This is a genomic window from Rhizobium sp. Root1212 (genome assembly GCF_001424985.1).
Lineage (GTDB): Bacteria > Pseudomonadota > Alphaproteobacteria > Rhizobiales > Rhizobiaceae > Pararhizobium.
This window is the reverse complement of the sequence record NZ_LMDA01000022.1, coordinates 299,754-320,881: the sequence shown is the minus strand read 5'-3', so window position 1 is coordinate 320,881 and position 21,128 is coordinate 299,754. Positions and strand designations below refer to the sequence as shown.

General features: G+C 61.4%; 19 protein-coding genes and 1 tRNA gene. 5 read left to right on the top strand and 15 right to left on the bottom strand.

The window, feature by feature from the left end; genetic code table 11:
- The first annotated feature begins 146 nt into the window (after positions 1-146).
- The 3 genes from ASC86_RS17645 to ASC86_RS17630 all read left to right on the top strand — a co-directional run bounded on the left by ASC86_RS17645 (position 147) and on the right by ASC86_RS17630 (position 4,348).
- A complete protein-coding gene (locus ASC86_RS17645) occupies positions 147-458 on the top strand; it encodes a (2Fe-2S)-binding protein (protein WP_056324001.1) in 312 nt (103 codons plus the stop codon).
- Positions 424-915: a bacterioferritin gene (gene bfr / locus ASC86_RS17640; RefSeq protein ID WP_056323999.1), complete on the top strand. Its 492-nt coding sequence runs from the start codon at positions 424-426 to the stop codon at positions 913-915. The genes ASC86_RS17645 and bfr overlap by 35 nt, the downstream gene beginning before the upstream one ends.
- Positions 916-1,318: 403 nt before the next feature.
- Entirely contained in the window at positions 1,319-4,348 is a 3,030-nt protein-coding gene (locus ASC86_RS17630) for a calcium-binding protein (RefSeq protein WP_200943832.1), read from the top strand.
- A gap of 63 nt (positions 4,349-4,411) precedes the next feature.
- On the opposite strand, the gene ASC86_RS17625 is transcribed toward ASC86_RS17630, so the two are convergent.
- From ASC86_RS17625 to rplU, 15 genes are all read right to left on the bottom strand, one after another.
- The gene (locus ASC86_RS17625) at positions 4,412-4,939 is read right to left on the bottom strand and encodes an RNA pyrophosphohydrolase (RefSeq protein WP_056323993.1); all 528 of its coding nucleotides are present in this window, start codon (positions 4,937-4,939) and stop codon (positions 4,412-4,414) included.
- A 28-nt stretch (positions 4,940-4,967) separates the two neighbouring features.
- Positions 4,968-6,179 (bottom strand): divergent polysaccharide deacetylase family protein, encoded by a 1,212-nt coding sequence (locus ASC86_RS17620; protein WP_056323991.1) that lies wholly within the window; start codon positions 6,177-6,179, stop codon positions 4,968-4,970.
- A gap of 117 nt (positions 6,180-6,296) precedes the next feature.
- Positions 6,297-7,619 carry a S41 family peptidase gene (locus ASC86_RS17615; RefSeq protein WP_056323988.1) on the bottom strand — a complete coding sequence of 441 codons (1,323 nt, stop codon included), beginning with the start codon at positions 7,617-7,619 and terminating at the stop codon, positions 6,297-6,299.
- The gene (locus tag ASC86_RS17610; protein WP_056324326.1) at positions 7,609-8,949 is read right to left on the bottom strand and encodes a murein hydrolase activator EnvC; all 1,341 of its coding nucleotides are present in this window, start codon (positions 8,947-8,949) and stop codon (positions 7,609-7,611) included. Before ASC86_RS17610 ends, ASC86_RS17615 begins: the two co-directional genes overlap by 11 nt.
- A gap of 196 nt (positions 8,950-9,145) precedes the next feature.
- On the bottom strand, positions 9,146-11,209 hold the full coding sequence (locus ASC86_RS17605) for a diguanylate cyclase (RefSeq protein WP_162245016.1): 2,064 nt from the start codon (positions 11,207-11,209) through the stop codon (positions 9,146-9,148).
- Positions 11,210-11,365: 156 nt separating this feature from the next.
- Positions 11,366-11,848, bottom strand: coding sequence for a 23S rRNA (pseudouridine(1915)-N(3))-methyltransferase RlmH (rlmH, locus tag ASC86_RS17600; protein ID WP_056323983.1), 483 nt, complete (start codon positions 11,846-11,848; stop codon positions 11,366-11,368).
- Positions 11,849-11,988: 140 nt separating this feature from the next.
- Complete coding sequence (gene rsfS / locus ASC86_RS17595) at positions 11,989-12,435, bottom strand: ribosome silencing factor (RefSeq protein ID WP_056323980.1); 447 nt, start codon at positions 12,433-12,435, stop codon at positions 11,989-11,991.
- Positions 12,436-12,548: 113 nt separating this feature from the next.
- On the bottom strand, positions 12,549-13,133 hold the full coding sequence (locus ASC86_RS17590; RefSeq protein ID WP_056324323.1) for a nicotinate-nucleotide adenylyltransferase: 585 nt from the start codon (positions 13,131-13,133) through the stop codon (positions 12,549-12,551).
- Between the two features lie 36 nt (positions 13,134-13,169).
- Entirely contained in the window at positions 13,170-14,450 is a 1,281-nt protein-coding gene (locus ASC86_RS17585; RefSeq protein WP_056323977.1) for a glutamate-5-semialdehyde dehydrogenase, read from the bottom strand.
- Complete coding sequence (gene proB, locus ASC86_RS17580) at positions 14,443-15,609, bottom strand: glutamate 5-kinase (RefSeq protein WP_056323975.1); 1,167 nt, start codon at positions 15,607-15,609, stop codon at positions 14,443-14,445. The genes ASC86_RS17585 and proB overlap by 8 nt, the downstream gene beginning before the upstream one ends.
- Position 15,610: 1 nt before the next feature.
- Positions 15,611-16,621: a GTPase ObgE gene (gene obgE, locus ASC86_RS17575; RefSeq protein ID WP_056324319.1), complete on the bottom strand. Its 1,011-nt coding sequence runs from the start codon at positions 16,619-16,621 to the stop codon at positions 15,611-15,613.
- Positions 16,622-16,776: 155 nt separating this feature from the next.
- Positions 16,777-17,361 (bottom strand): GNAT family N-acetyltransferase, encoded by a 585-nt coding sequence (locus ASC86_RS17570; RefSeq protein WP_056323973.1) that lies wholly within the window; start codon positions 17,359-17,361, stop codon positions 16,777-16,779.
- Positions 17,358-17,990 carry a GNAT family protein gene (locus ASC86_RS17565; RefSeq protein WP_056324318.1) on the bottom strand — a complete coding sequence of 211 codons (633 nt, stop codon included), beginning with the start codon at positions 17,988-17,990 and terminating at the stop codon, positions 17,358-17,360. The genes ASC86_RS17570 and ASC86_RS17565 overlap by 4 nt, the downstream gene beginning before the upstream one ends.
- Positions 17,991-18,119: 129 nt before the next feature.
- Entirely contained in the window at positions 18,120-18,389 is a 270-nt protein-coding gene (rpmA, locus tag ASC86_RS17560) for a 50S ribosomal protein L27 (RefSeq protein ID WP_056323971.1), read from the bottom strand.
- Positions 18,390-18,422: 33 nt separating this feature from the next.
- Positions 18,423-18,737 carry a 50S ribosomal protein L21 gene (gene rplU / locus ASC86_RS17555; protein ID WP_056323967.1) on the bottom strand — a complete coding sequence of 105 codons (315 nt, stop codon included), beginning with the start codon at positions 18,735-18,737 and terminating at the stop codon, positions 18,423-18,425.
- A 293-nt stretch (positions 18,738-19,030) separates the two neighbouring features.
- On the opposite strand from rplU, the gene ASC86_RS17550 reads away from it, so the two are divergent.
- Together ASC86_RS17550 and ASC86_RS17545 are read left to right on the top strand one after the other, a co-directional pair.
- Positions 19,031-19,120: transfer RNA gene (locus ASC86_RS17550), tRNA-Ser, on the top strand.
- 90 nt (positions 19,121-19,210) lie between these two features.
- Positions 19,211-21,085, top strand: coding sequence for a hypothetical protein (locus tag ASC86_RS17545; protein WP_056323964.1), 1,875 nt, complete (start codon positions 19,211-19,213; stop codon positions 21,083-21,085).
- Positions 21,086-21,128: the final 43 nt, after the last annotated feature.

Sequence of the window (21,128 nt, the reverse complement as noted above, 5' to 3'; positions counted from 1 at the left end):
CAAATGAAAACACGATGTTTTCTATCAAGTTTAGAATCGATCTAATCGATGCCGGGAAAATCCATGTGGGGATTTTTAGTTGACAATAAATATCCTCTTTTGCTCTATGAAAAAATTCAGTGCTTTGTGTATGACGGGCAGAACGAATGCTGGTTTGCAGCTGCAATTATATCACCGATAAAGAGATCGAAGAGACGATCATCAGCCTTCTCGATGAAGACTGTTGGCAGCTGATCGTGCCTGCGAAGGTCTACCACGCGATGGAAAAGCGCGGCCGTTGCTGCGGCTGTTTCCCCAATGTCATCGACATCATCATCCGCACGACCGAGCAGTATCATGCCGGCCGTGACTCGACGGACGTCGAAATATTTGATTTCATGAGCCGCCTCAAAAAATTCCATGAAGAAAACAGGAGAGCGGACATTGAAAGGCGACAAAAAAGTCATCGAGCAGCTTAACGAAGCGCTCTATCTCGAACTCGGTGCGGTCAACCAGTATTGGCTCCACTATCGCCTTCTCGACGATTGGGGCTTTACGCTGCTCGCCAAGAAGGAACGCGCCGAATCGATCGAGGAAATGCAGCACGCCGACAAGCTGGTTTCCCGAATCATCTTCCTCGAGGGCCATCCGAACCTGCAGACGGTCGCGCCGCTGCGCATCGGCCAGAACGTCAAGGAAGTGCTGGAAGCCGACCTCGCCGGCGAATACGATGCCCGTACGGCCTACAAGAATTCCCGCGATATCTGTCATGCGGCTGGCGATTACGTTTCCATGAAGCTGTTCGAGGAACTGCTGATGGACGAGGAAGGCCATATCGATTTCCTCGAAACCCAGCTCGATCTCCTGAAGTCGATCGGTGCGGAGAAATACGGCCAGCTCAACTCGGCGCCGGCCAATCAGGTCGAGTCGGAATAAGTTTTTTAAAGACGTCTGCCAAGCCCGTCCGGCATCTGCTGGGCGGGCTTTTCCATGCCAGCAGTCCGGCGGACGAAACCTGTAAGTCGCCGCATCTCCTGATGCCAATCCGCGATTCCGTGTTGCATCGCGGACGAAATTTCCCGCTTTTTCGCCTGTTCCCATGGGAACACGAACGGCCTCTCACCCGCGTTACCCATAAAGCATCCGGTCAGAAGGAACCTTCGAACCGGAAAGGCCACCGGAGGAAATCCGCCATGGATGGAACAGTCTAGTCATAGTTGACCCGAGCCAACGCAGCGGCGCTTGGCTCATTCCTGGCAGGATCGAAAACCTTGCACCGCTGACCCGACCGGGTCTGCGAACGGTGGCCCTATTCGTTGAAACAGTCCAGGAGACTAATATGCGGTACATCACGGGTACGATCAACGCGGATACGCTGATCGGCAGCGATCTGGAAGACGACACCATCATGGCTTTGGAGGGCAATGACAAGATCAATGGCGGCATGGGATCGGACATGATCCTGGGTGGCGAAGGAGATGACATCGCCGATGGCTCATTCCAGGGCGATACCATCATGGGTGAAGCCGGCAACGACACGCTCAACGGTAATAGTGGCAACGACAATCTGGATGGCGGTCTTGGCAAGGACAAGCTGAATGGCGGCAGCGGTCAGGACGCGATCAATATTAACGAGTACGCCAACGGCAATGGCGACATCGCCGATGGCGGCTCCGGCACCGACCGGCTGGTCATCGACTATAGCGAGGCCACGGCCAAGCTGAACATCACCATCAAGGACTGGATTTCGCCGCAGACGCTGACGGGTGGCGTGCAGGCCACCAATGTCGAATCCTTCTGGATCACCGGCAGCGATTTCGACGATACGATCACCGGTGGCAACTATTCCGATTTCTTTGTCGGGGGCGCGGGCAACGATACCCTTTCGGGAGGGCGCGGCTTCGACATGCTGTCAGGTGGTATCGGCAACGATACGCTGCGGGGCGGATACGGCATCGATTTCCTATCCGGGGACGAGGGTGACGATACGCTCTATGGCGACAAGGGCATGGATTCCCTCGACGGCGGCATCGGCAACGACAAGCTCTACGGCGGGGATGATCTCGACTGGATCGTCGGCGATGAGGGTAACGACGCGCTCTATGGCGGTAATGGAAGCGATACGCTTGATGGCGGCGCCGGGAATGACAAGCTCTATGGCGAGAATGACGGCGATACGATCGACGGTGGCAAGGGCGACGATATCGTCGAGGGCGGCGCCGGCAACGACACCGTCACCTATACCTACGGCGAAGGCAAGGACACGATCACCGACAGCGCCGGTAGCGATCGGCTTGTGATCCAGAATTTCACCGCCAATTTCACCGCCAAGGCCTCCACAGAGGTCAATACGCTGGCCGGCGGCACGACCTTCAAGGGCTTCGAACACTATACCATCGTCGCAACCGGCACCGGCGCCAATACGATCAAGACCAGCAGCGGTGACGACAACATCGATTCCGGTGCCGGCAACGATACGATCGATGCCGGGGCTGGCAACGACTACGTCTATACCGGCCTCGGTGCGGATAGTGTCGTGGCCGGTCTGGGCAACGACAAGGTCAGCCTCGGTGACGGTGGCGCGGACAAGGCCGATGGCGGTGATGGCACCGACACTGTCCTGGTCGACCGCCGCTCCGCCACGGTTGGCCAGACCTTCAGCGCCACAGGCGCCACCGCAACCATCAGCGACGGAACCAGCCTGAAGAACTTCGAAAACTACGTCGTCTCCTTCGGCAAGGGCAATGACGTGGTGAAGTCGGTCGGCTCGGCCAAGAGCGTCGAGTTCTATGGTTACGACGGAAACGACACGCTGATCGGCACCATCGGCAACGACAAGCTGGATGGCGGTGACGGCAACGACAGCCTGAAATCCGGTGACGGCAACGATTCGATCTATGATGCCGGCGGCACCAACACGATCGATGCCGGCAAGGGTAACGACCTCGTTTCGGTCGGCGACAGCCTCTCCGGTACGTCGATCGGCCATAACACGGTCAATCTCGGTGAAGGAGACGACAGTTTCTATCGCTCCGCCTCCACCGGCAAGCTGACACTCGACGGCGGTGCGGGCACCGATTTTGCCAGCATCGACTTCAGCAAATATACGGCCGGCCTGACTTTCGTGCTGTCGCCCTCGGTCACCGTCACCAATGCGCCGGTCACCGTCAAGAATATCGAGCGCGTCGCACTCCTCGGCGGCACGGGCAACGACGTCTTCACTGGCGGCAGCCTTAGCGACGACCTGCGGGGCGGCGCTGGCAACGACACGCTCACCGGCGGCGGCGGCAACGACACCCTCATCGGCGGTATCGGCAACGATACGCTGCGGGGCGGTGATGGCAACGACACGATCTGGGCCGACGGGCCGAAGCTCAATGGCGGCAAGGATACGGTCTATGCCGACGCCGGCAACGATACCGTCTATATGGGCATCGGCGACAAGGCAGACGGCGGCATCGGCACCGACCGCATCTCCATCGATGCCGGCGACCAGACGAAGGATATCACCTTCACCTTCTCGACCGGCACCGTCACGGTCGATCCGGCGACGTCCTTCACTGCCTTCGAAGCCCTTAATTATTACGGCAGCAAGGGCAAAGACACGGTCACCGGCAGCAGCCTCGACGATGACCTGTTCGGCTATATCGGCAACGACATCCTGCGCGGCGGTGCCGGCAACGACAGGCTGGAAGACGGCAATGGCGACGACCAGCTGTTCGGCGATGCCGGAAACGACACCCTGCTGCGGACGGATGCACTCGGCAAGGATGTCTTCGACGGCGGCGCCGGCACGGACACGCTCGATTTCCGCCCCGGCGCTACCTCCGTCGTGATCGACCTGATGAACCAGGCCAAGAACAAGGGCATGGCCCTGGGTCTCACGGTCAAGAACATCGAGATCATCAACGGCAGCGAAGCGGATGACGACATTCGCGGCGATGCCGCCGTCAACACGCTGAACGGCGGCAAGGGTGACGACGTTCTCGACGGTCGTGATGGCAACGACATCCTGAACGGTGGTGGCGGCGACGACTGGCTGACGGGCGGCAAGGGCAACGACAAGTTCGTCTTCGATCTTGGCGGTCGTGACGGCGAAGGCGACGTCATCACCGACTTCACCCGAGGTCAGGACAAGCTCGTCATCGATAAGAGCGACTTCCATATCGCCGCCGGCGATACCACGGTCACGCTGGTCGTCGGTGCCGATCCCGTCGCCACCAGCACGAAGGGCACCTTCCTGTTCGAAAGCGACAATGGCCGGCTCTGGTTCGATGCCGATGGCAGCGGCAGCGATGCCGACCTGGAACTGGTCGCTATCCTGCAGAACGTCAAGACACTCTCCACCAGCGACTTCAGCTTCATCTGAGGTTTTGTCCAATAAAAACGCCGCGTCCGAAAGGGCGCGGCGTTTCAGGATGGACGGGGACCGTCAGGCCGCCAGATGGGAAAAGGCTGCGATCACCTCGTCATAGACCTTGCGCTTGAACGGAACGATCAGCTCCGGCAGGTCCCGCATCGGCTTCCAGGCCCATTGGTCGAATTCCGGCACATGGCCGCCCGGCGGCGGATCGATGGCAATCTCGCTTTCCGGCCCCTCGAAGCGGAAGGCGAACCAGCGCTGCGTCTGGCCGCGATATTTGCCCTTGAGGCCGATGCCGATCAGGTGGTCCGGCAGATCGTAATTGATCCAGCCCGGCGCTTCGGCAAGCAGAGAAACGCTCTTCATGCCGGTTTCCTCGTAAAGCTCGCGATAGGCGGCCTTCAACGGGTCTTCGCCCTTGTCGATGCCGCCCTGCGGCATCTGCCAGAGCTGCGGCGAGCCGTCATATTCGGAATTGCCGATGGCGATGCGGCGGCCGGCCCAGACGAGCTTGTCCGCATTCAGCACCATGATGCCGACACAGGGCCGATAGGGAAGATCCTCGGCCTTCAGCGGTTTGTTCTTATCCTTGCCCATCGCCCTCACCTTCTTTTGGTACAATATCCTATTGCTGCTGCGGGTCCTTGACGAGTGCGGAAACGCCGACGAACTCGATGCCGCGCGCGGATGCCTCATCCACCCAATCCGATATCGCGCCGACGCTTTCGTCGAAGGCCGAGGCGACGCCGATCGCCTGACCGTTTTTCCGGGCGACCCGTTCCAGTTCGTCGAGCTTCTTCAGGATCGCGCTACGATCGAGTTGGTCATCGACGACGAGATCGGCAAAGCCTTGTGGCACGTCCAGGGTTCCCGCCAGCGTTCCCGACAGCGACTGCGCTGAGGTGCCGTCGTCGAGAAACAGCAGGCCGCGCTTGGAAAGATCGCGCATGACCGGCTCCAATGCATCCGCATCCGAGAGGAAGCGGCCGCCGAGGAAATTCATGATGCCGGTATAGTTGGTGATTTCGGAGAGCGACTTGTGCAGCAGCGCGAGATTGGTCTTTGCACCGGCTTCGGTGGTCAGCGTCAGCGGACCCGGATCGTTTGCCGGGTAATCGAACGGTTCGAAGGGGATCTGCAGCAGGATTTCGTGGCCCTTGCGCCGAGCCTCCTGCATCCAGCGCTGCAGGCTGTTGCCGGAGGCGGCAAAGGCCAGCGTCACGTCCGGCGGCAGGGTGCGGATTGCATTCTGCGTGCCGGTCTGGCTGAGGCCCAGGCCACCTACGACGAGGCCGATACGGACCCCGCGCGTGCCCGACCACGGGCGGGCATACTGGTCCATCGGCCGCAGGCCATCGGGCCCGATGATGGGCAGCTTACCGTCGGGGCTGTCTTCCAAAAGGTCGTCGTTGGGGATCGCCGCCATGCGCGGGTCCTGCCCCTTCTTGTCCACCTGGATGAAGGCCGGACCTTCGCCATCGCGCTGCTTGGGCGAGTATTTGGTGACGACGGCGCCGTTGTCGGTCACCGTGCGCTCGACATTGGCGCCTGACATCGCGCCGCTTGGCTGCTGACCCTTGCGGGGTTTATCACCGTTACCGCTGGCCGGCTTGTCGGCGGGCGCTTCCTTCTCGGCGACAACCTGCGTTTCCGGCTCTGCCTTGCGTAAGGCCGAAGGCGACAGCGCCACCCAAAGGGAGACACCCGCAAGGGCGATCACGCCGGAAAAAACAGCGAGACGGGAAAAGGAAAAGACGGTGCGGGAGGCCGCGTCGGAGTTCCTCGGCGAACGCGGCTTGCGATTTTGACCAAGTGGCGCGTTGAGATCTGTTCCCAAGGGTGAAGCTCTGTCGACCGGAGGCTGGCATCTGGCCGCGAAGGGTGCGGCCTGTCAAGAATCAACCGCCCGGCGCGAGGCCGGGCGGTTTTGGAATTTCAGGGCGGGATCGCCGGATCAGGGCTTCAGTTCGGCCTTTTGCGGATTGGCGGGGAAGGCCGGATCGGTCTTCTTGCCGCGCAGCAGGTCCAGCGCGTAGTTGAGCTGAATGTCGTCCTTGGCTTCCGGCGGCACGTAGGCGACCGAGCCCGAGCCTTCGTCGGTCTCGTTCTGGCCCTGGATGTGGCCGCGCAGGCTGGATTCGCTGGTCGCCTCGACCTTGCCGAGCAATTCCGGCGGCAGGGGCTGCTCCACCTTGATGTCGGGCGAGATGCCCGTACCCTGGATCGACTTGCCCGACGGCGTGTAATAGAGCGCCGTCGTCAGGCGCAGCGCGCCGGCTTCGCCGAGCGGAATGATCGTCTGGACGGAACCTTTGCCGAAGGAGCGGGTGCCGAGAACGGTCGCCCGCTTCAGGTCCTGCAGCGCGCCGGCGACGATTTCCGAAGCCGAAGCCGAGCCGCCGTTGACCAGCACGATCACCGGCTTGCCATCCGTCAGGTCGCCCGGCGTCGCGTTGAAGCGGCGGGTTTCGTCGGGATTGCGGCCGCGGGTCGAAACGACTTCGCCACGCTCCAGGAAGGCGTCGGAGACGTTGATCGCCTGATCGAGCAGGCCGCCCGGGTTAAGGCGCAGGTCGAGCACATAACCCTTCAGCTTGTCGGCCGGGACCTGCGCCTTGATCTTTTCGATGGCGTTCTTCAGGTCGTCATAGGTCTTCTCGGTAAAGGAGATGACACGGACATAGCCGACATCGCCTTCGGTGCGGAACTTGACGGCGCGCACTGCGATGATGTCACGCACGATGGTCAACTCGATCGGCTTTTCGGCGCCCTTGCGCAGAATGGTTAGCTTGATCGGCTTGCCGACCTCGCCACGCATCTTGTCGACGGCTTCCTCGAGCTTCAGGCCACGCACGTCCTGGCCGTCGATCTTCGAGATGAAATCGCCGGCGAGAACGCCCGCGCGGGCAGCCGGCGTATCGTCGATCGGGCTGGTGACCTTCACGAGGTCGTCTTCCATGGTGACTTCGATGCCGAGACCGCCGAATTCACCCTTGGTCTGGGTGCGCATGTCTTCCGCGTCGGTGGCGTTCATGTAGCTCGAATGAGGATCGAGCGAGGACAGCATGCCGTTGATCGCGTTTTCGATCAGCTTGTCGTCCTGCGGCGGGGTGACGTATTGCGCGCGCACGCGCTCGAAAACATCGCCGAAGATCGCCAGTTCGCGATAGGTCGACGGATTGGCGGCCACGGCCGGGATGGTGGCCGAGTAGACCACGCCCATGGCGGTCGCACCCATCAGTGCCCCGACCAGAACAAGTGATGCCCTACGAATCATTGCGTGCCTTTCCGGTGTCTTGAGCGGTCCACCAAGGTCGGGAATCAACCGGTTTTCCATCTTTTCTGAATTCAATGTAAAGCGTTGGCCGGTCCGTTTCCAGCGCCAATGCAGCTGCACTCGCCACTCTTTTTGCCCCCATGACGGCAAGTGGTTCGCCGGCGACGACGAACTGGCCCTGCTGCACGTTGACGGCCTCCATTCCCGACAAAACGACGTGATAGCCGTCGCCGGGATTGAGGATGATCATCTGGCCGTAGCTGCGGAAAGAGCCCGCAAACACGATCCAGCCATCCGATGGTGCGGTGACCACTGCGCCGGCGTCGGTTTCGAGCATCATGCCCTGAAGACTGTGGCCCGTCCCGTCCGCATCGCCAAACCGCCGAACCGGAGTGCCGGCGGCAGGGTAGGCAAGCTTCTTCTGCAAATCCGAGAAGGCATATGCAGGTGCAATGCGGTTTTTGTCGGGCACGGCGTTGCGGGCAAGCTCGCGGGCCTTTTCGCGCTCGGCGTCGGAAAGCTGCTTTTGGCGCTCGGCTTCGGCGCGGGCCGCATCGGCTGCAGCGCGTACCGAGGCAATGTCTTTTTCCAGAGAGCCGATCAGGCCTTCGAGGCTCGTCGCCTTGGCGGCCAGTTCTTCCGCCTTGCGGCGTTCGGCGGCCAGCTCTTCAGCGTTCTTGTCGCGCAGCCGCGATTTTTCGACCATCAGCAGCGACATGCGCCGCTCTTCTTCCATGCGCGCCGTCATGTCGTCGGTCAGGGTCTGCTTTTGAGCGGCAATGTCGATGCGCAGCGACGAGAGCGCCTTGAGGTCGGCGGCGAGGTTTTCGGTTTCCTTGCGGATGCCCGGCACGACGGCGCCGAGCAGGATGGCGCTGCGCACCGAGGCTAGCGCATCTTCCGGCGCGACCAGAAGGGCAGGCGGCGGGTTGCGGCCCATGCGCTGCAGCGCGGCCAGCACTTCCGCCAGCACGCCGCGGCGGGCGCGCAACGAGGCGTGCACGGCGTCTTCCCGAGCGCGCAGGTCGTTGAGCTTCTTTTCGCCATCGACGATCTGCTGCTCCAGCGCCTGCCGCTTGCCGGCCGATTCGACCACGGCGGCGCGCAGGGTCTCGTTGGTCTTTTCGATCTCGGCGATGCCCTGTTCGAGGGCGGCGGCGCGTTCCTGCGAGAGCGTGATCGATTTCGACAGCGTATCGAGTTCGCCGCGGGTCTCGTCGCGGCGGCGGGAAAGCTCGGCTTGCGGATCGACTGAGGTTTGCTGCTGCGGGGCGGGTTGCTGCTGTGCTATGGCCGGAAGGGTGATCGCAACGAGGCAGGCGGCGATCATTGATGCGCGCACGGCTGCGAAGGCAGCCTTCGGCTTGCCGGTTTTCGTGCCGTTACCCTCGATCCCTGTCATGCCGTCTTGCGCCGCGTCCGTTGCCGGTTCGAATCTAAGCTGATTTGCCCCTCGCTCCAACAGCCATCTTCCGCAATTGCGGCAGCCGGATGGCGGCGGGACCGCGAGATCTGAGGATGCGGCTTCAGCCGGCGGCGCTGCGTGGCGGAGCAAAATCCTCGACCGGCTCAAGGCAGCTTTCGAGCTGCTCCAGCGCCATGGCGGCGAAGCCGGAGAGAAGCTTGTGCTGCTCGCCGGTAAAGCCGGTATGGGCCACGGTATCGACGATACAAAGCGTGCCGATCGTCGCGCCGGTCTTCGGCTCCTTCAGGGGTGCTCCGGCATAGAAGCGCAGCCCGCGTTCGCCCTTGACGAGCGCATTGCCGGCAAAGCGGACGTCGCGCGCCGCATCGAGCACGATCATGGTCTCCGGCGAGCCGAGCGCATGGGAGCAGATGGCGAGGTCCCGCGACGTCGATTCGAGTTCGATGCCGAAACGTCCGAGGAAACGCTGTTCCTCGGCATCGACGACGGTGACGACGGCAAGGCTGGTGCCAAGCGCCTGGGCGGCCATCTGGCTGATGCGGTCGAGTGACTGGCGCACAGTGGGCGTCAGGTTCGCAAGGAGCGTCTCGACAAGGGCCAGCCGTTCGGCTTCGTCGGCGGGGGGAAGGGCAGGGATACCGGTCTTGACCACCGCGTGGCTGATGACGCGGTTGCGGCCGCTGCGTTTGGCGCCGTAGAGAGCTTCGTCGGCCGAGGCTACCAGCTCGGTGGACCGGTGCAGCGGCTCGGAGGAGGTCGGGTCGAAGGTGGCGACGCCAAAGCTGGCGGTGACGATGCCGAAACTCGATTGCGCATGACCGATCGCCAGTTTCTCGATCGATTGGCGCACGTCTTCGGCGATCCGGTCAGCCTCCTCCGCTCCAGTCTGCGGCAGGATGATGGCGATTTCCTCGCCGCCGTAACGGGCGACAATATCGGTTGCGCGCTGCAGGCGCTGGCGGATCGTTCGGGCGATCAGCCGCAGGCAATCGTCGCCGCGCTGGTGGCCGTAGAAATCGTTGAACATCTTGAAGCGGTCGACATCGATCATCACGATGGAGAGCGGGCGCGCCGTCTGGAGCGCTTCGGCAAAGCAGTCTTCGAAGCAGGTATCGAAGTGGCGGCGGTTGAAGAGGCCGGTCAGGTCGTCGATATGGGCGAGCCGGCGGTAGCGCATTTCGCTTTCACGACGGAAGCGCAGTTCCCGTGCCAGCATAATCGACAGGAACACGACGCAACCGGCAAGCGAGGCAAAGGAGATGGCCGTCATCGACGCCAGCGTCAGCCAGCCCGCATAAATTTCATCGACCGAAAGGCCGATCGAGACGATCAATGGCAGGGCATCGACCTTGCCGGCGCTATAGAGCCGTTCGACGCCGTCGATTGCCGACGGCATGGCAAAGGGCGCAGTGGCCGTCGCCAGCCGCCAGAAAATCGGCGTCGTCACATAGTTGGTTCCGATGGTGCCCTTCATGTCCGGCGCGCGCAAGAGCAGTGTGCCATCGGTGCCGTAGAGGCTGATCGTCCCCTTTTTCCCGAGTTCGAGCGAGCGGAACAGCTGCGAAAAACTCGAGAGCCGGAGCGAGAAGACGGCGACGCCGGCAAAGGCGCCGTTCCGGTCAGAAAGTCGGCGGCTGAGGATCACGGCCGCATCCTTCATCGGCGAGACGCCGACGGTCTTTGCGGTGAAAAGCAGGTCCTGTTTGGTGCGCTCGTGGGAATAGAAGAACGGCTCGTTGGCGAAATTGGTGCGTAGGCGGGGGCTTGTTTCCGAGCTGAGCTTCAGATCGCCTTTGGCGTCGAGCACGTAGATTTCGCCGATGCCGACATCGCTGCCGGAGCCGCCGAGGAAAGCGCGGCGCTTCTGCGGATCGAAGCGGAAATCGGGATTGCCCCGCAACAGTTCGCGCACCGACATCAGCACCAGATCGGCGCCGTTGAACGTCTGCAGGATTTCGCGCTGGACGGAGATTCTGAGATTGTTGGCGGCCACTTCCGCCTGCTCCCAGTCCTGGCGGCGCTGGTCGGACAGCAGAAGTACGAAGAGTGCGACGAAACCGGAGAGCGTGACGGCAAGCACGGCGGTCCAGAGGACGACCGTCAGTCTGCGGCGCCAGGAAACGGGACCGTCATCCGCCAGCGGAGTGCTCGAAACGCCTTTCACGACCATCCTTCCGAAGAGAATGCCACACTCATCCAGGCGGCCACGGAAGGCACGATAGCATCGCGACGATTAACGCGAGATTACGCAACGAAATTCGTGGGATAGCACCTCATTCGAAAGAGGTTTCTAAAGTAATTCGTGCGAATATGAGGCGCGTCAGACGCGGTGATAGGGATGACCGGAGAGGATGGTCACGGCGCGGTAAAGCTGCTCGGCGATCAGGATGCGCACCAACTGGTGCGGCCATGTCATCTTGCCCAGGCACACGACGGCATCGGCGCGGGCATGGAGGGCGGGGTCGAGCCCGTCGGCGCCGCCGATGGCGATCATGAGGTCGCGTTTTCCCATGTCGCGCAAGAAGCCTAGGAGGGTGGCGAAGCCCTGCGAATCAAGCGCCTTGCCGCGCTCGTCGAGCAGAAGCAGCAGGCTGCCTTCCGGCAAAGCCTTTTCCAGCATGCCGGCCTCCTCGCGCTTGCGCGTATCGGCGCTGGAGGCGCGGCTTTCGTTGACTTCGGCAAGGCGGGAAAACTCAAGGCCGATCGCCGGTCCCGCCTTGGCGAAACGGTCGAGATAACGGGCCGCAAGATCTTTCTCCGGGCCTGCCTTCAGGCGCCCGACGGCAAAGAGACCGACCCGCATGTTTCACTCCGTTTCGTCACTGATGGCAGCGCAATCTTCTGCCCGGCTCGCGCGCTATCGCAGCCGACGGCAAGCCGCAAGGATCACACTGTCCCGAAGCCCGCTTTAGCGGGCTTTCGTTCCGTGGCCGTCAGGCGGGCCTAGTGCAGCCGGCCGTCTTCCATATCCGGCGCAGCCCACATCTTCTCGATGTTGTAGAACTCGCGGATTTCCGGGCGAAAGACATGGATGATGATGTCGCCGCTGTCGATCAGAACCCAATCGCCGGTTTCCAGTCCTTCGACGCGAGCATTGCCATAGCCCTCGTCCTTCAGATCGGAAATCAGGTGATCTGCGATCGCCGAGACATGCCTGTTGGAGCGCCCCGAGACCACGACCATGTAGTCCCCAAGCGCCGATTTACCGGCAATGTCGATGGTGACAATATCTTCCGCTTTCGAGTCCTCAAGGCTAGAGAGGACCAGGTGAAGGGCACGGTCGGCAAGCTCGCTGCCACGATCCGCGCTCGGTGGGAAGATGCGTGTGACACTTCCCTTCGCGTGTGCTGTTGTCAGGGTCTTTCCTTTCCATTTGAACAGAACAGGCACTACGATTCGTTTGTCGGGCGAACCGTCACACCAAATGTAGTCATCAATGTCTTAATGTTTCAAGACATGAGAAATAAATGATGGTTTGTTCCCATTGTTCCATGACGATGGGTTCATGCCGTTTTTTCCCGCAAGGCCGTCGAACTCAGCGGCGAGCGAGGGCCATGGATGAAGGTCCAGGCCGGCGCCGGCCGCGATGCGAGGCTTGCTGCATCCTCCTCATCGACGCGGGCGTAATCGAAGGTTTTCGCCATCTTCGAGGACAGATAGGCAAGCGTCGCGCCGGGGCGGTCGATAACCGCGATCGGAAAGGTTTTGGCGATCGTCTGCCAGTTCTGCCAGAGATGGAAGTTCTTCAGGTTGTCAGCGCCCATGACCCAGACAAAGCGCACGCCGCGGTTCTTCTGGCGCACCTTTTCCAGTGTCCTTGCCGTGTAGCTCTGCCCCAGCGCCTGTTCGAATGCCGTGACCTTGATGCGCGGATCGTGGGCGATCTTTTCGCAAAGAGCGATGCGCTCGGCAAGCGGCGCCAGCTGGTTGCGGCTTTTCAAGGGGTTGCCGGGGGTTACCATCCACCAGAGCTGGTCGAGCTTCAGGCGGCGAAGGGCGATATCGGCCACCAGCTCATGGCCGGCATGGGGCGGATTGAACGAGCCGCCGAACAGGCCGACCCGCATGCCCGGCTCGACATGCGGCATCTTCAGATAGTCGGTAGCAACGGCGGCATCGTTCACTTAAGCGCGGACCTGGCCATTGCCGCGAACGCGATATTTGAAAGAGGTCAGCTGCTCGACGCCAACGGGACCGCGGGCATGCATCTTGCCGGTCGCGATGCCGATCTCGCCACCCATGCCGAACTCGCCGCCATCGGCAAATTGCGTCGAGGCATTGTGCAGAAGGATAGCCGAATCGATCTCGGAGAAGAAACGCTCGACGACGGCGGGATCGTCCGCGATCACCGCCTCGGTGTGCGACGACGACCACTTGGAAATATGTTCGATCGCGCCGGAGATGCCATCGACCAGCGCAACCGAAATGATGGCGTCGAGATATTCAGTCGCCCAATCCTCTTCGTTCGCCGTGATAACACCCGGCATCATCGCCCGGATCTCGTCGCAGGCCCGAACCTCGCAGCCGGCTTCCATCAGTGCCGTTAGCAACGGTACGACAAAGCGGTCCTTGGCTGCGCGATCGATCAGCAGGGTTTCGGCAGCGCCGCAAATACCGGTGCGCCGCATCTTGGCATTGACGACGATCGTCTTCGCCATGTCCAGATCCGCCGATTTGTCGACATAGACGTGGCAGACGCCTTCCAAGTGGGCGAAGACCGGCACCCGCGCTTCGTTCTGTACCCGCGCGACAAGGCTTTTGCCGCCGCGCGGCACGATGACGTCGATCGTTCCGCCGAGGCCGGTCAGCATCGCGCCGACGGCCGAACGGTCGGCGACCGGCACGATCTGGATCGCATGTTCCGGAAGCCCGGCATCCTTCAGGCCCTGCACCAGGCAGGCATGGATAGCCTGCGATGAATTGAGGCTGTCGGAACCGCCGCGCAGGATCACGGCGTTGCCGGCCTTGAGGCAGAGCGCGCCGGCATCGGCCGTCACGTTCGGCCGGCTTTCATAGATGACGCCGATGACGCCGAGCGGCGTGCGCACCCGCTCGATATGCAGGCCGTTCGGCCGATCCCATTCGGCGATGATGTGGCCGACCGGATCGGGCAGATCGGCAATGGCGCGGATCGCGTTGGCCATGTCGAGCACGCGGTTTTCCGTCAGTGTCAGCCGATCGAGGAACGAGGCAGCGACGCCGGTCTCGCGGGCGTTTTCAAGATCGAGCGCGTTGGCGGCCAGAATCTCGTCCTTGCGGGCAACGATGGCGCTGGCCATGCTGACGAGGGCGGCATGCTTGCGCTCGGCCGTGGCGATCGCCAAGGGCCGGCTGGCAGCGCGCGCCTGACGGCCGATGACCGCCATGATCTCCTGGATTTCCTTCTTGCGCGCATCGTCAAGCATGAGCGTCACTCCCCTGCGGCTCGGCTTTTTGTCTCGCAGCCGTCATGACCATGTCGTCGCGGTGGACCATGGCCGCGCGCCCGGCATAGCCGAGGATTGCGGCAATTTCCGAAGATTTGCGGCCGACGATCTGGCGCGCCTCGTCGGCATCGTAGCCGGCAAGTCCGCGCGCGATCTCGCGCCCTTGCGTACCGATAATGGCGATGGTATCGCCACGGCTGAACGCACCGGTGACCTCGCGCACACCTGCCGGAAGCAGGCTCTTGCCGGAAACCAGCGCATTTTCCGCACCGGCATCGATCGCCACGCTGCCCGCCGGCAGCAGTTGCCCGGCAATCCAGGTCTTGCGTGCCGTCACCGGAGAAGCGGACGGTGCAAACCACGACGAGCGCGCGCCTTCAGCAATCGCCTGCAAGGGTCGATCGGTCTTACCCGAGGCGATGATCATGGCGCAGCCCGCCACGGTCGCGATCTTGCCAGCATCGATCTTGGTGCGCATGCCGCCGCGCGAAAGCTCGGAAGCCGCACCGCCAGCCATTGCCTCGATTTCGGGGGTGATGGCTGGAATGGTTTCGAGAAAACGCGCAGCGGGATCGAGATGGGGCGGCGCCGTATAGAGCCCGTCGATATCGGACAGCAGCACCAGCAGGTCGGCGCCGGTCATGGTCGCGACGCGGGCGGCCAGCCGGTCGTTGTCGCCATAGCGGATTTCCGACGTAGCGACGGTATCGTTTTCATTGATGATCGGCACGGCGCCGATTTTCAGAAGCTGGTTGATGGTGGCGCGCGCATTGAGATAGCGGCGGCGCTCTTCCGTATCGCCGAGCGTCAGCAGGATCTGGCCGGCGACGATGCCATCGGTGGAGAGGCTTTCCGACCAGGCGCGGGCAAGCGCGATCTGGCCGACCGCCGCCGCCGCCTGGCTCTCCTCCAGCTTCAGCACGCCGGAAGGCAGGTCGAGCACCGTGCGTCCGAGCGCAATCGCGCCGGAGGAAACGACGAGCACATCGATGCCGCTTGCCTTCAGCGCGGCGATATCGGCGCACATGCCGTCAAGCCATTGTTTTCTCAGGCCCGTCTTGCGATCGACCAGCAAAGCCGAGCCGATCTTGATAACGATGCGGCGGTATTTCTCCAGGGCTTTGCGGGTCGCGGCCATGTCAGTCGTCTTCCCCTATGGTCTGGGATCGGACGATAATATCGCGCAATTGCCGCAACGCCTCGGTCATGCCGGTGCCGACGACCGCCGAAAGTAGAAGCGGTGTCTGGCCGCAGGCCTTGGCAAGCGCCTTCTGCTTCTTCTTCAACTCATCGGGATCAAGCACGTCGATCTGCGAGAGCGCGACGATTTCCGGCTTGTCGAGAAGCTCGCCGCCATAGGCTTCAAGCTCGTGTTTCACGGTCTTGTAGGCCTTGGCGACATCCTCTTCCTGGGCGGAAACGAGATGCAGCAGAACGCGGGTGCGCTCCACATGGCCAAGGAAGCGGTCGCCGAGGCCGGTGCCTTCATGGGCGCCTTCGATCAGGCCGGGAATATCGGCGAGAATGAACTCGCGTCCGTCGATCGTCGCCACACCCAGATTGGGATGAAGCGTCGTAAACGGGTAGTTGGCGATCTTAGGGCGGGCGCGGGTGCACGTCGCAAGGAAGGTCGACTTGCCGGCATTGGGAAGGCCGACGAGACCGGCATCGGCGATCAGCTTCAGCCGCAGCCAGATGGTCTTTTCCTCGCCTTCGAGGCCTGGATTGGCCCAGTTCGGCGCCTGATTGGTCGAGGATTTGAAATGGGTGTTGCCGAAACCGCCATTGCCGCCGGCGGCAAGACGGAAGCGCTGGCCCTCGGCGATCATGTCGACGATCAGGGTTTCCTGATCTTCTTCGAAAATCTGTGTGCCGACCGGGACCTTCAGAGTCACATGGGCGCCGCCGGCGCCCGTGCGGTTTCGACCCATGCCGTGAATGCCGGTGCCGGCCTTGAAATGCTGTTGGAAACGGAAATCGATGAGCGTATTCAGGCCATTGACGGCCTCCACCCAGACATCGCCGCCGCGGCCGCCATCGCCGCCGTCCGGGCCGCCGAACTCGACGAACTTCTCGCGCCGGAACGACACGGCACCCGCGCCGCCATCGCCGGAGCGGATATAGACCTTCGCTTCATCGAGAAATTTCATCGTCTTGCCATTCGTCGTTGTGCTGACTGCGCGGTGAGCCGCCATCGATATAGCTGCTGACAGCGCAGGTCAAAGATTATCCTGCTCTTTCCGGCCCGCGCGGGACCGGACATATGAAAATGCGCCGGATAAGCCGGCGCATCTCTTCTTCACCGTTACTGCGGTGCGCGCAGACCCGCCGCCGTAATAGCGGTTTCGATGTGGCTCACCATGGCATTGCGCGCCAAAGCATAGACATCGCGGCAGCCGGTGACCTCGAAACCGAGGACCTTCTGCAGCTTCAGGGATGCGGCATTGTCGGCAAAGACGCCGGAATGCAGCACCGCCTGCGGCATGCGCCGGAAGAACCGCTCGATGGCCGCATAGACAGCCTCGCGGGCATAACCGCGGCCCCAGTAGTAACGGTTCAGCCAGTAGCCGACATGCCACTGCCCATGGCGCAGCTCCAACCCGATGCAGCCGATATGGACATCGTCGCCATCGGTGATCGCCAGCGCCCAGCCTGCGACGAGGCCTGAATTCTGACGCACCAGCCAATCCAGCGCATCCTGCCGGTGGTAGGGCGTCGACACCCGCGCCAGCATGCGCGAGACCTGGAAATCACTGAGCGACTGGGCGACCGCATCAGCATCGTCGAGCCGGTGCGGCCGCAGGACCAGCCGTTCCGTGCGGATGGTCGGGCAAGGGCCGAGATCGGGCTTTACCGCGACAGGCGGCCGTTCACGCAGATGGGCGGTCATCTCCGGCCCCCCCAACTGCGCAACGACATCCAGGTCTTGCGGTCGAGCCTGTACCATTCGACGGCCATCATGCCGCCCAGCGCCTGGCTTTCGACCATGCCGCTGCCCTGATACTGGAAGCCGCACTTCTGGATGACCCGCCGCGAAGCGACGTTCATGACCCGGCAGCGCGCATCGATCTGGTCGATGTCGCGGGTGCGGAACGCCATGTCCGTCAGGGCCTGGGCGGCCTCGGTTGCATAGCCTTCGTTCCAGTAGGGCTCGCCCAGCCAGTAGCCCAGCTCCGCCGTCCTGCCATCGGGATGCGGCTCGATACCGCAGCAACCGAGAAATGCGCCATTGTCCGCTTTGGTGATCGCGTAGACGCACTTGCCAATCGTGCCGGTCTTTGTACGTCGTACAAAATCCGCGGCGTCGGCCACCGTGTACGGGTGCGGCATGCGCGAAACCATGGTGGCGATATTGGCGTTGTTGGCAAGATGGGCAAGGGCGTCGATATCGTCTTCATGCGGCGTGCGCAAAACCAGCCGGGGCGATAACAATATCGGGCAATCGGTCCTTGACCGCTGAGGCCTCGGCCTCTCCTGGGGGGACCGGGATTGGTCCTGCCTCAACAATTCGGTTTGCATCTTCTTATCCTCCAAAGACACGAAAAAGGGGAGTTGGGTATTGCCCCATCTCCCCTTTTGATCTTTGGCGAAAACCAGATGCGGTCAGCCGGGTCGATGAGACGCCGGCTGTTTTAGAGCGCTACCGGCTTATTCCGCTGCTTCGGCTTTCGGCATCACAGACACGTACACGCGGCCATTGGCCTTCGTGCGGTAGTTCACGTTACCTGCCGTAAGCGCAAAAATGGTGTGGTCCTTGCCGAGGCCGACATTGGCGCCCGGATGCCACTGGGTACCGCGCTGACGCACGATGATGTTGCCTGCGACGACGACTTCGCCGCCGAACTTCTTCACGCCAAGGCGCTTGGACTGAGAATCGCGACCGTTGCGCGACGAACCGCCAGCTTTTTTGTGTGCCATGGTATGTCTCCTTTAAACCTTAGATCCTGGGGCTCAGTTTGCTGCGATGTCCAGAATACGGACAGTCGTCTGGTGCTGGCGATGACCGCGCGAACGCTTCGAGTTCTGGCGGCGACGCTTCTTGAAGGCGATGACCTTCTTGGCGCGGCCCTGTTCCACAACTTCGGCGCTGACAACGGCACCCTTGACAAACGGAGCACCGATGGTTGCATCGGCGCCGACGCCGACCATCAGGATCTCGGTGAATTCAATCTTGTCGCCTGCGACACCGTCGAGCTTTTCGATGGTGACGACGTCGTTGGCGGCCACACGGTACTGCTTACCGCCGGTCTTGATGACTGCGAACATTTTTTATCCTTTCATGTTCGTTCCGGCTCTCCACCCAAAGGGAGGGGCCGTCTTTTTGCCAGTCGGACGATGGCAGGGTTTTGAGGCTCTGCCGGTGAACGGGCGCAATGAACACCCGGCGCGGTGAGGGCATGCCACACCACTTCAGTAGCGGCGATTACTGGAAGAGACAAAAACTGTCAAGACGAGACGGCTGATTTTGCGTCATTTTCATGAAATCGCCCTCTTGCCATCCCGATCAACTGCCGCTATGAACCGCCTCGCGCTTCCAAAGCGTCGACCAAGGATGACCCGGAGAGGTGGCTGAGTGGTCGAAAGCACCGCACTCGAAATGCGGCATGCGGGCAACCGTATCGTGGGTTCGAATCCCACCCTCTCCGCCATAATTTGGGTCACTCTTCCCCAATTACCCGCAAGCCCTTGGGTTTCCTCGTAAATTCCTGACCGTCTGCCCTCAAAAGGGAAGTTCAGTCATGAATGTATCGCGCATTGTATCGCGCCATGTACACTCCGATGTATCGCCGGATGCGGAAATCATTTCCGCGAAGAAACAGAATCGCAAGCTTAAAAAGCGATCCTCCGGGCTCTATCTGGTCAGAAGCGGCGGCATCTACCTTTTTCAAATCAGATTGCCGAAACGCATCGGGGGCGGCGCAGGCTCGCGACCGATCCGCGTGAGCCTCGGCGCTCTTTCGCATCAGGAAGCAAGGGAGCTTGCCGATGCGCTTGGGGCGTTGGCTCGAGCAGCGTTCAAGGAGATTGAAAAGAGAATGGCACAGGACAACGGAGTTGATCAGACCTCTTTCAGCAGCGGCATGTCCGCGGGCGATGCGGAAGACGACTGGCCTTACGAGTTTGTCAGCCTCATCCTGAAAGCTGGCCTATTCGACGCGAGGGAGCCGACGCGTTCGCCGACGCCGGAGGAGGTCAAAGGATTGGAACTCATGCGCGGCCTGGTGCGGATCGGCCAGCAGGTTTCAGCGAAGCAATCGGGGCAGCCCTATGACGATATGATTGCCGACAATGCCGAACTCCTGGCCGCCCGACACGTTTCTAAATATGAAAGGTCCGCAGGGCCTGTTTCAATTTCTGAACAGCTCTATTCCTCGACGCAGATGCCTACGGCACCTGAACAGGTCGCGACGCCAGTTACTCCTTCGATCAGGCGATCGACGAAGGGGCCTATTTCCCGGTCGGAAACGCCAGCCTTCAAGGAAGATCGTCGCACCGTCAAACGCAAGCCGTCCACAAAGCCGCTGTTCAGTCAGATCGCGTCCGAATATCTGACACTACGCCAATCGGGCAAGTCCGGGAAAAGCACGGACCTCGACATCGCGGAATTCCGTCTCAATATGTTCGTCGAGCTGATCGGCGACCATCCGATCGACACATACACGCCGACGGACCTGCAGGCATTCATCGAGCTTCTGAAATTCTGGCCAGCGCGGCAGAAAGACCGAGATGAGAGCCTCACGCCGCGTGAGATCATTGCCGGAAATCGGGATTTTCATCTCGAAACACTTGCGCTTAAAACATTGCAGGAGGGATATGTAGCCGTCGTGAAGACGGCTTTCGGCTCCAGAACGACCACCTATGACTATGCCAATCCAGTCGCCGGTGCGAAACTTGTCTACCCGGATTCCGCCCGCGACCCGCTTCGGACAGAGCCGCTATCTGTCCAGAAGATTGGCCTACTGCTCAAAACAGGTGTCGAGCAGGGGATGATGGATACGGCAATGCTACCACTGCTCGGCCTTTTAACAGGACGACGGCTCGGCCTGCTGGTTCATCTCCAAGGGATGGATTTCCGCGAAAAGTTCGAAGGCGTCTGGGTCGCGCAGACCGGGGGCATCGTTTACCGCGACGGCGTCTGGCGGCGCGTGCCTTACAAAACGGATGCCAGCGTCAGCTTCTTTGTGCTGCACAATTTCCTTGTTGAAATCGGTTTTCCGCAATGGGCGAAAGAGCAGGGCGACGCGTTCATTTTCCGTGAACTGATGAGACTGGACGATCCCAGCAAGAGTGCCTCGTCCTACATGTCACGCCTCATGGATGAGGCTGGCATCAAGGATGTTGCCCAGGAAAAGTTTCACTCGCTGCGGGCAGGGTTCATTTCGACCTCCGGTGACAAAGGCATCGAACCCCGTGATCGCAAGCTTCAGGCGGGTCACGAGCTGGGGGCCGATGAGCACGAGCTGTATGGCTTCCAAACCTTGACCGAAACGAAGGCCCGCCAGATCGCTTACATGCCGCTGCCTGACATCGATCTGACACCGTACCAAGGCCTGGATTTCGACAAGCTGGCCGCAGCAAAACGCACGCGCGGACGTAAGACTAAAGGCGCTTAGATTGTCGATAACCATGAGTAGAAGAGGCCAGAGGGCAGCTTCA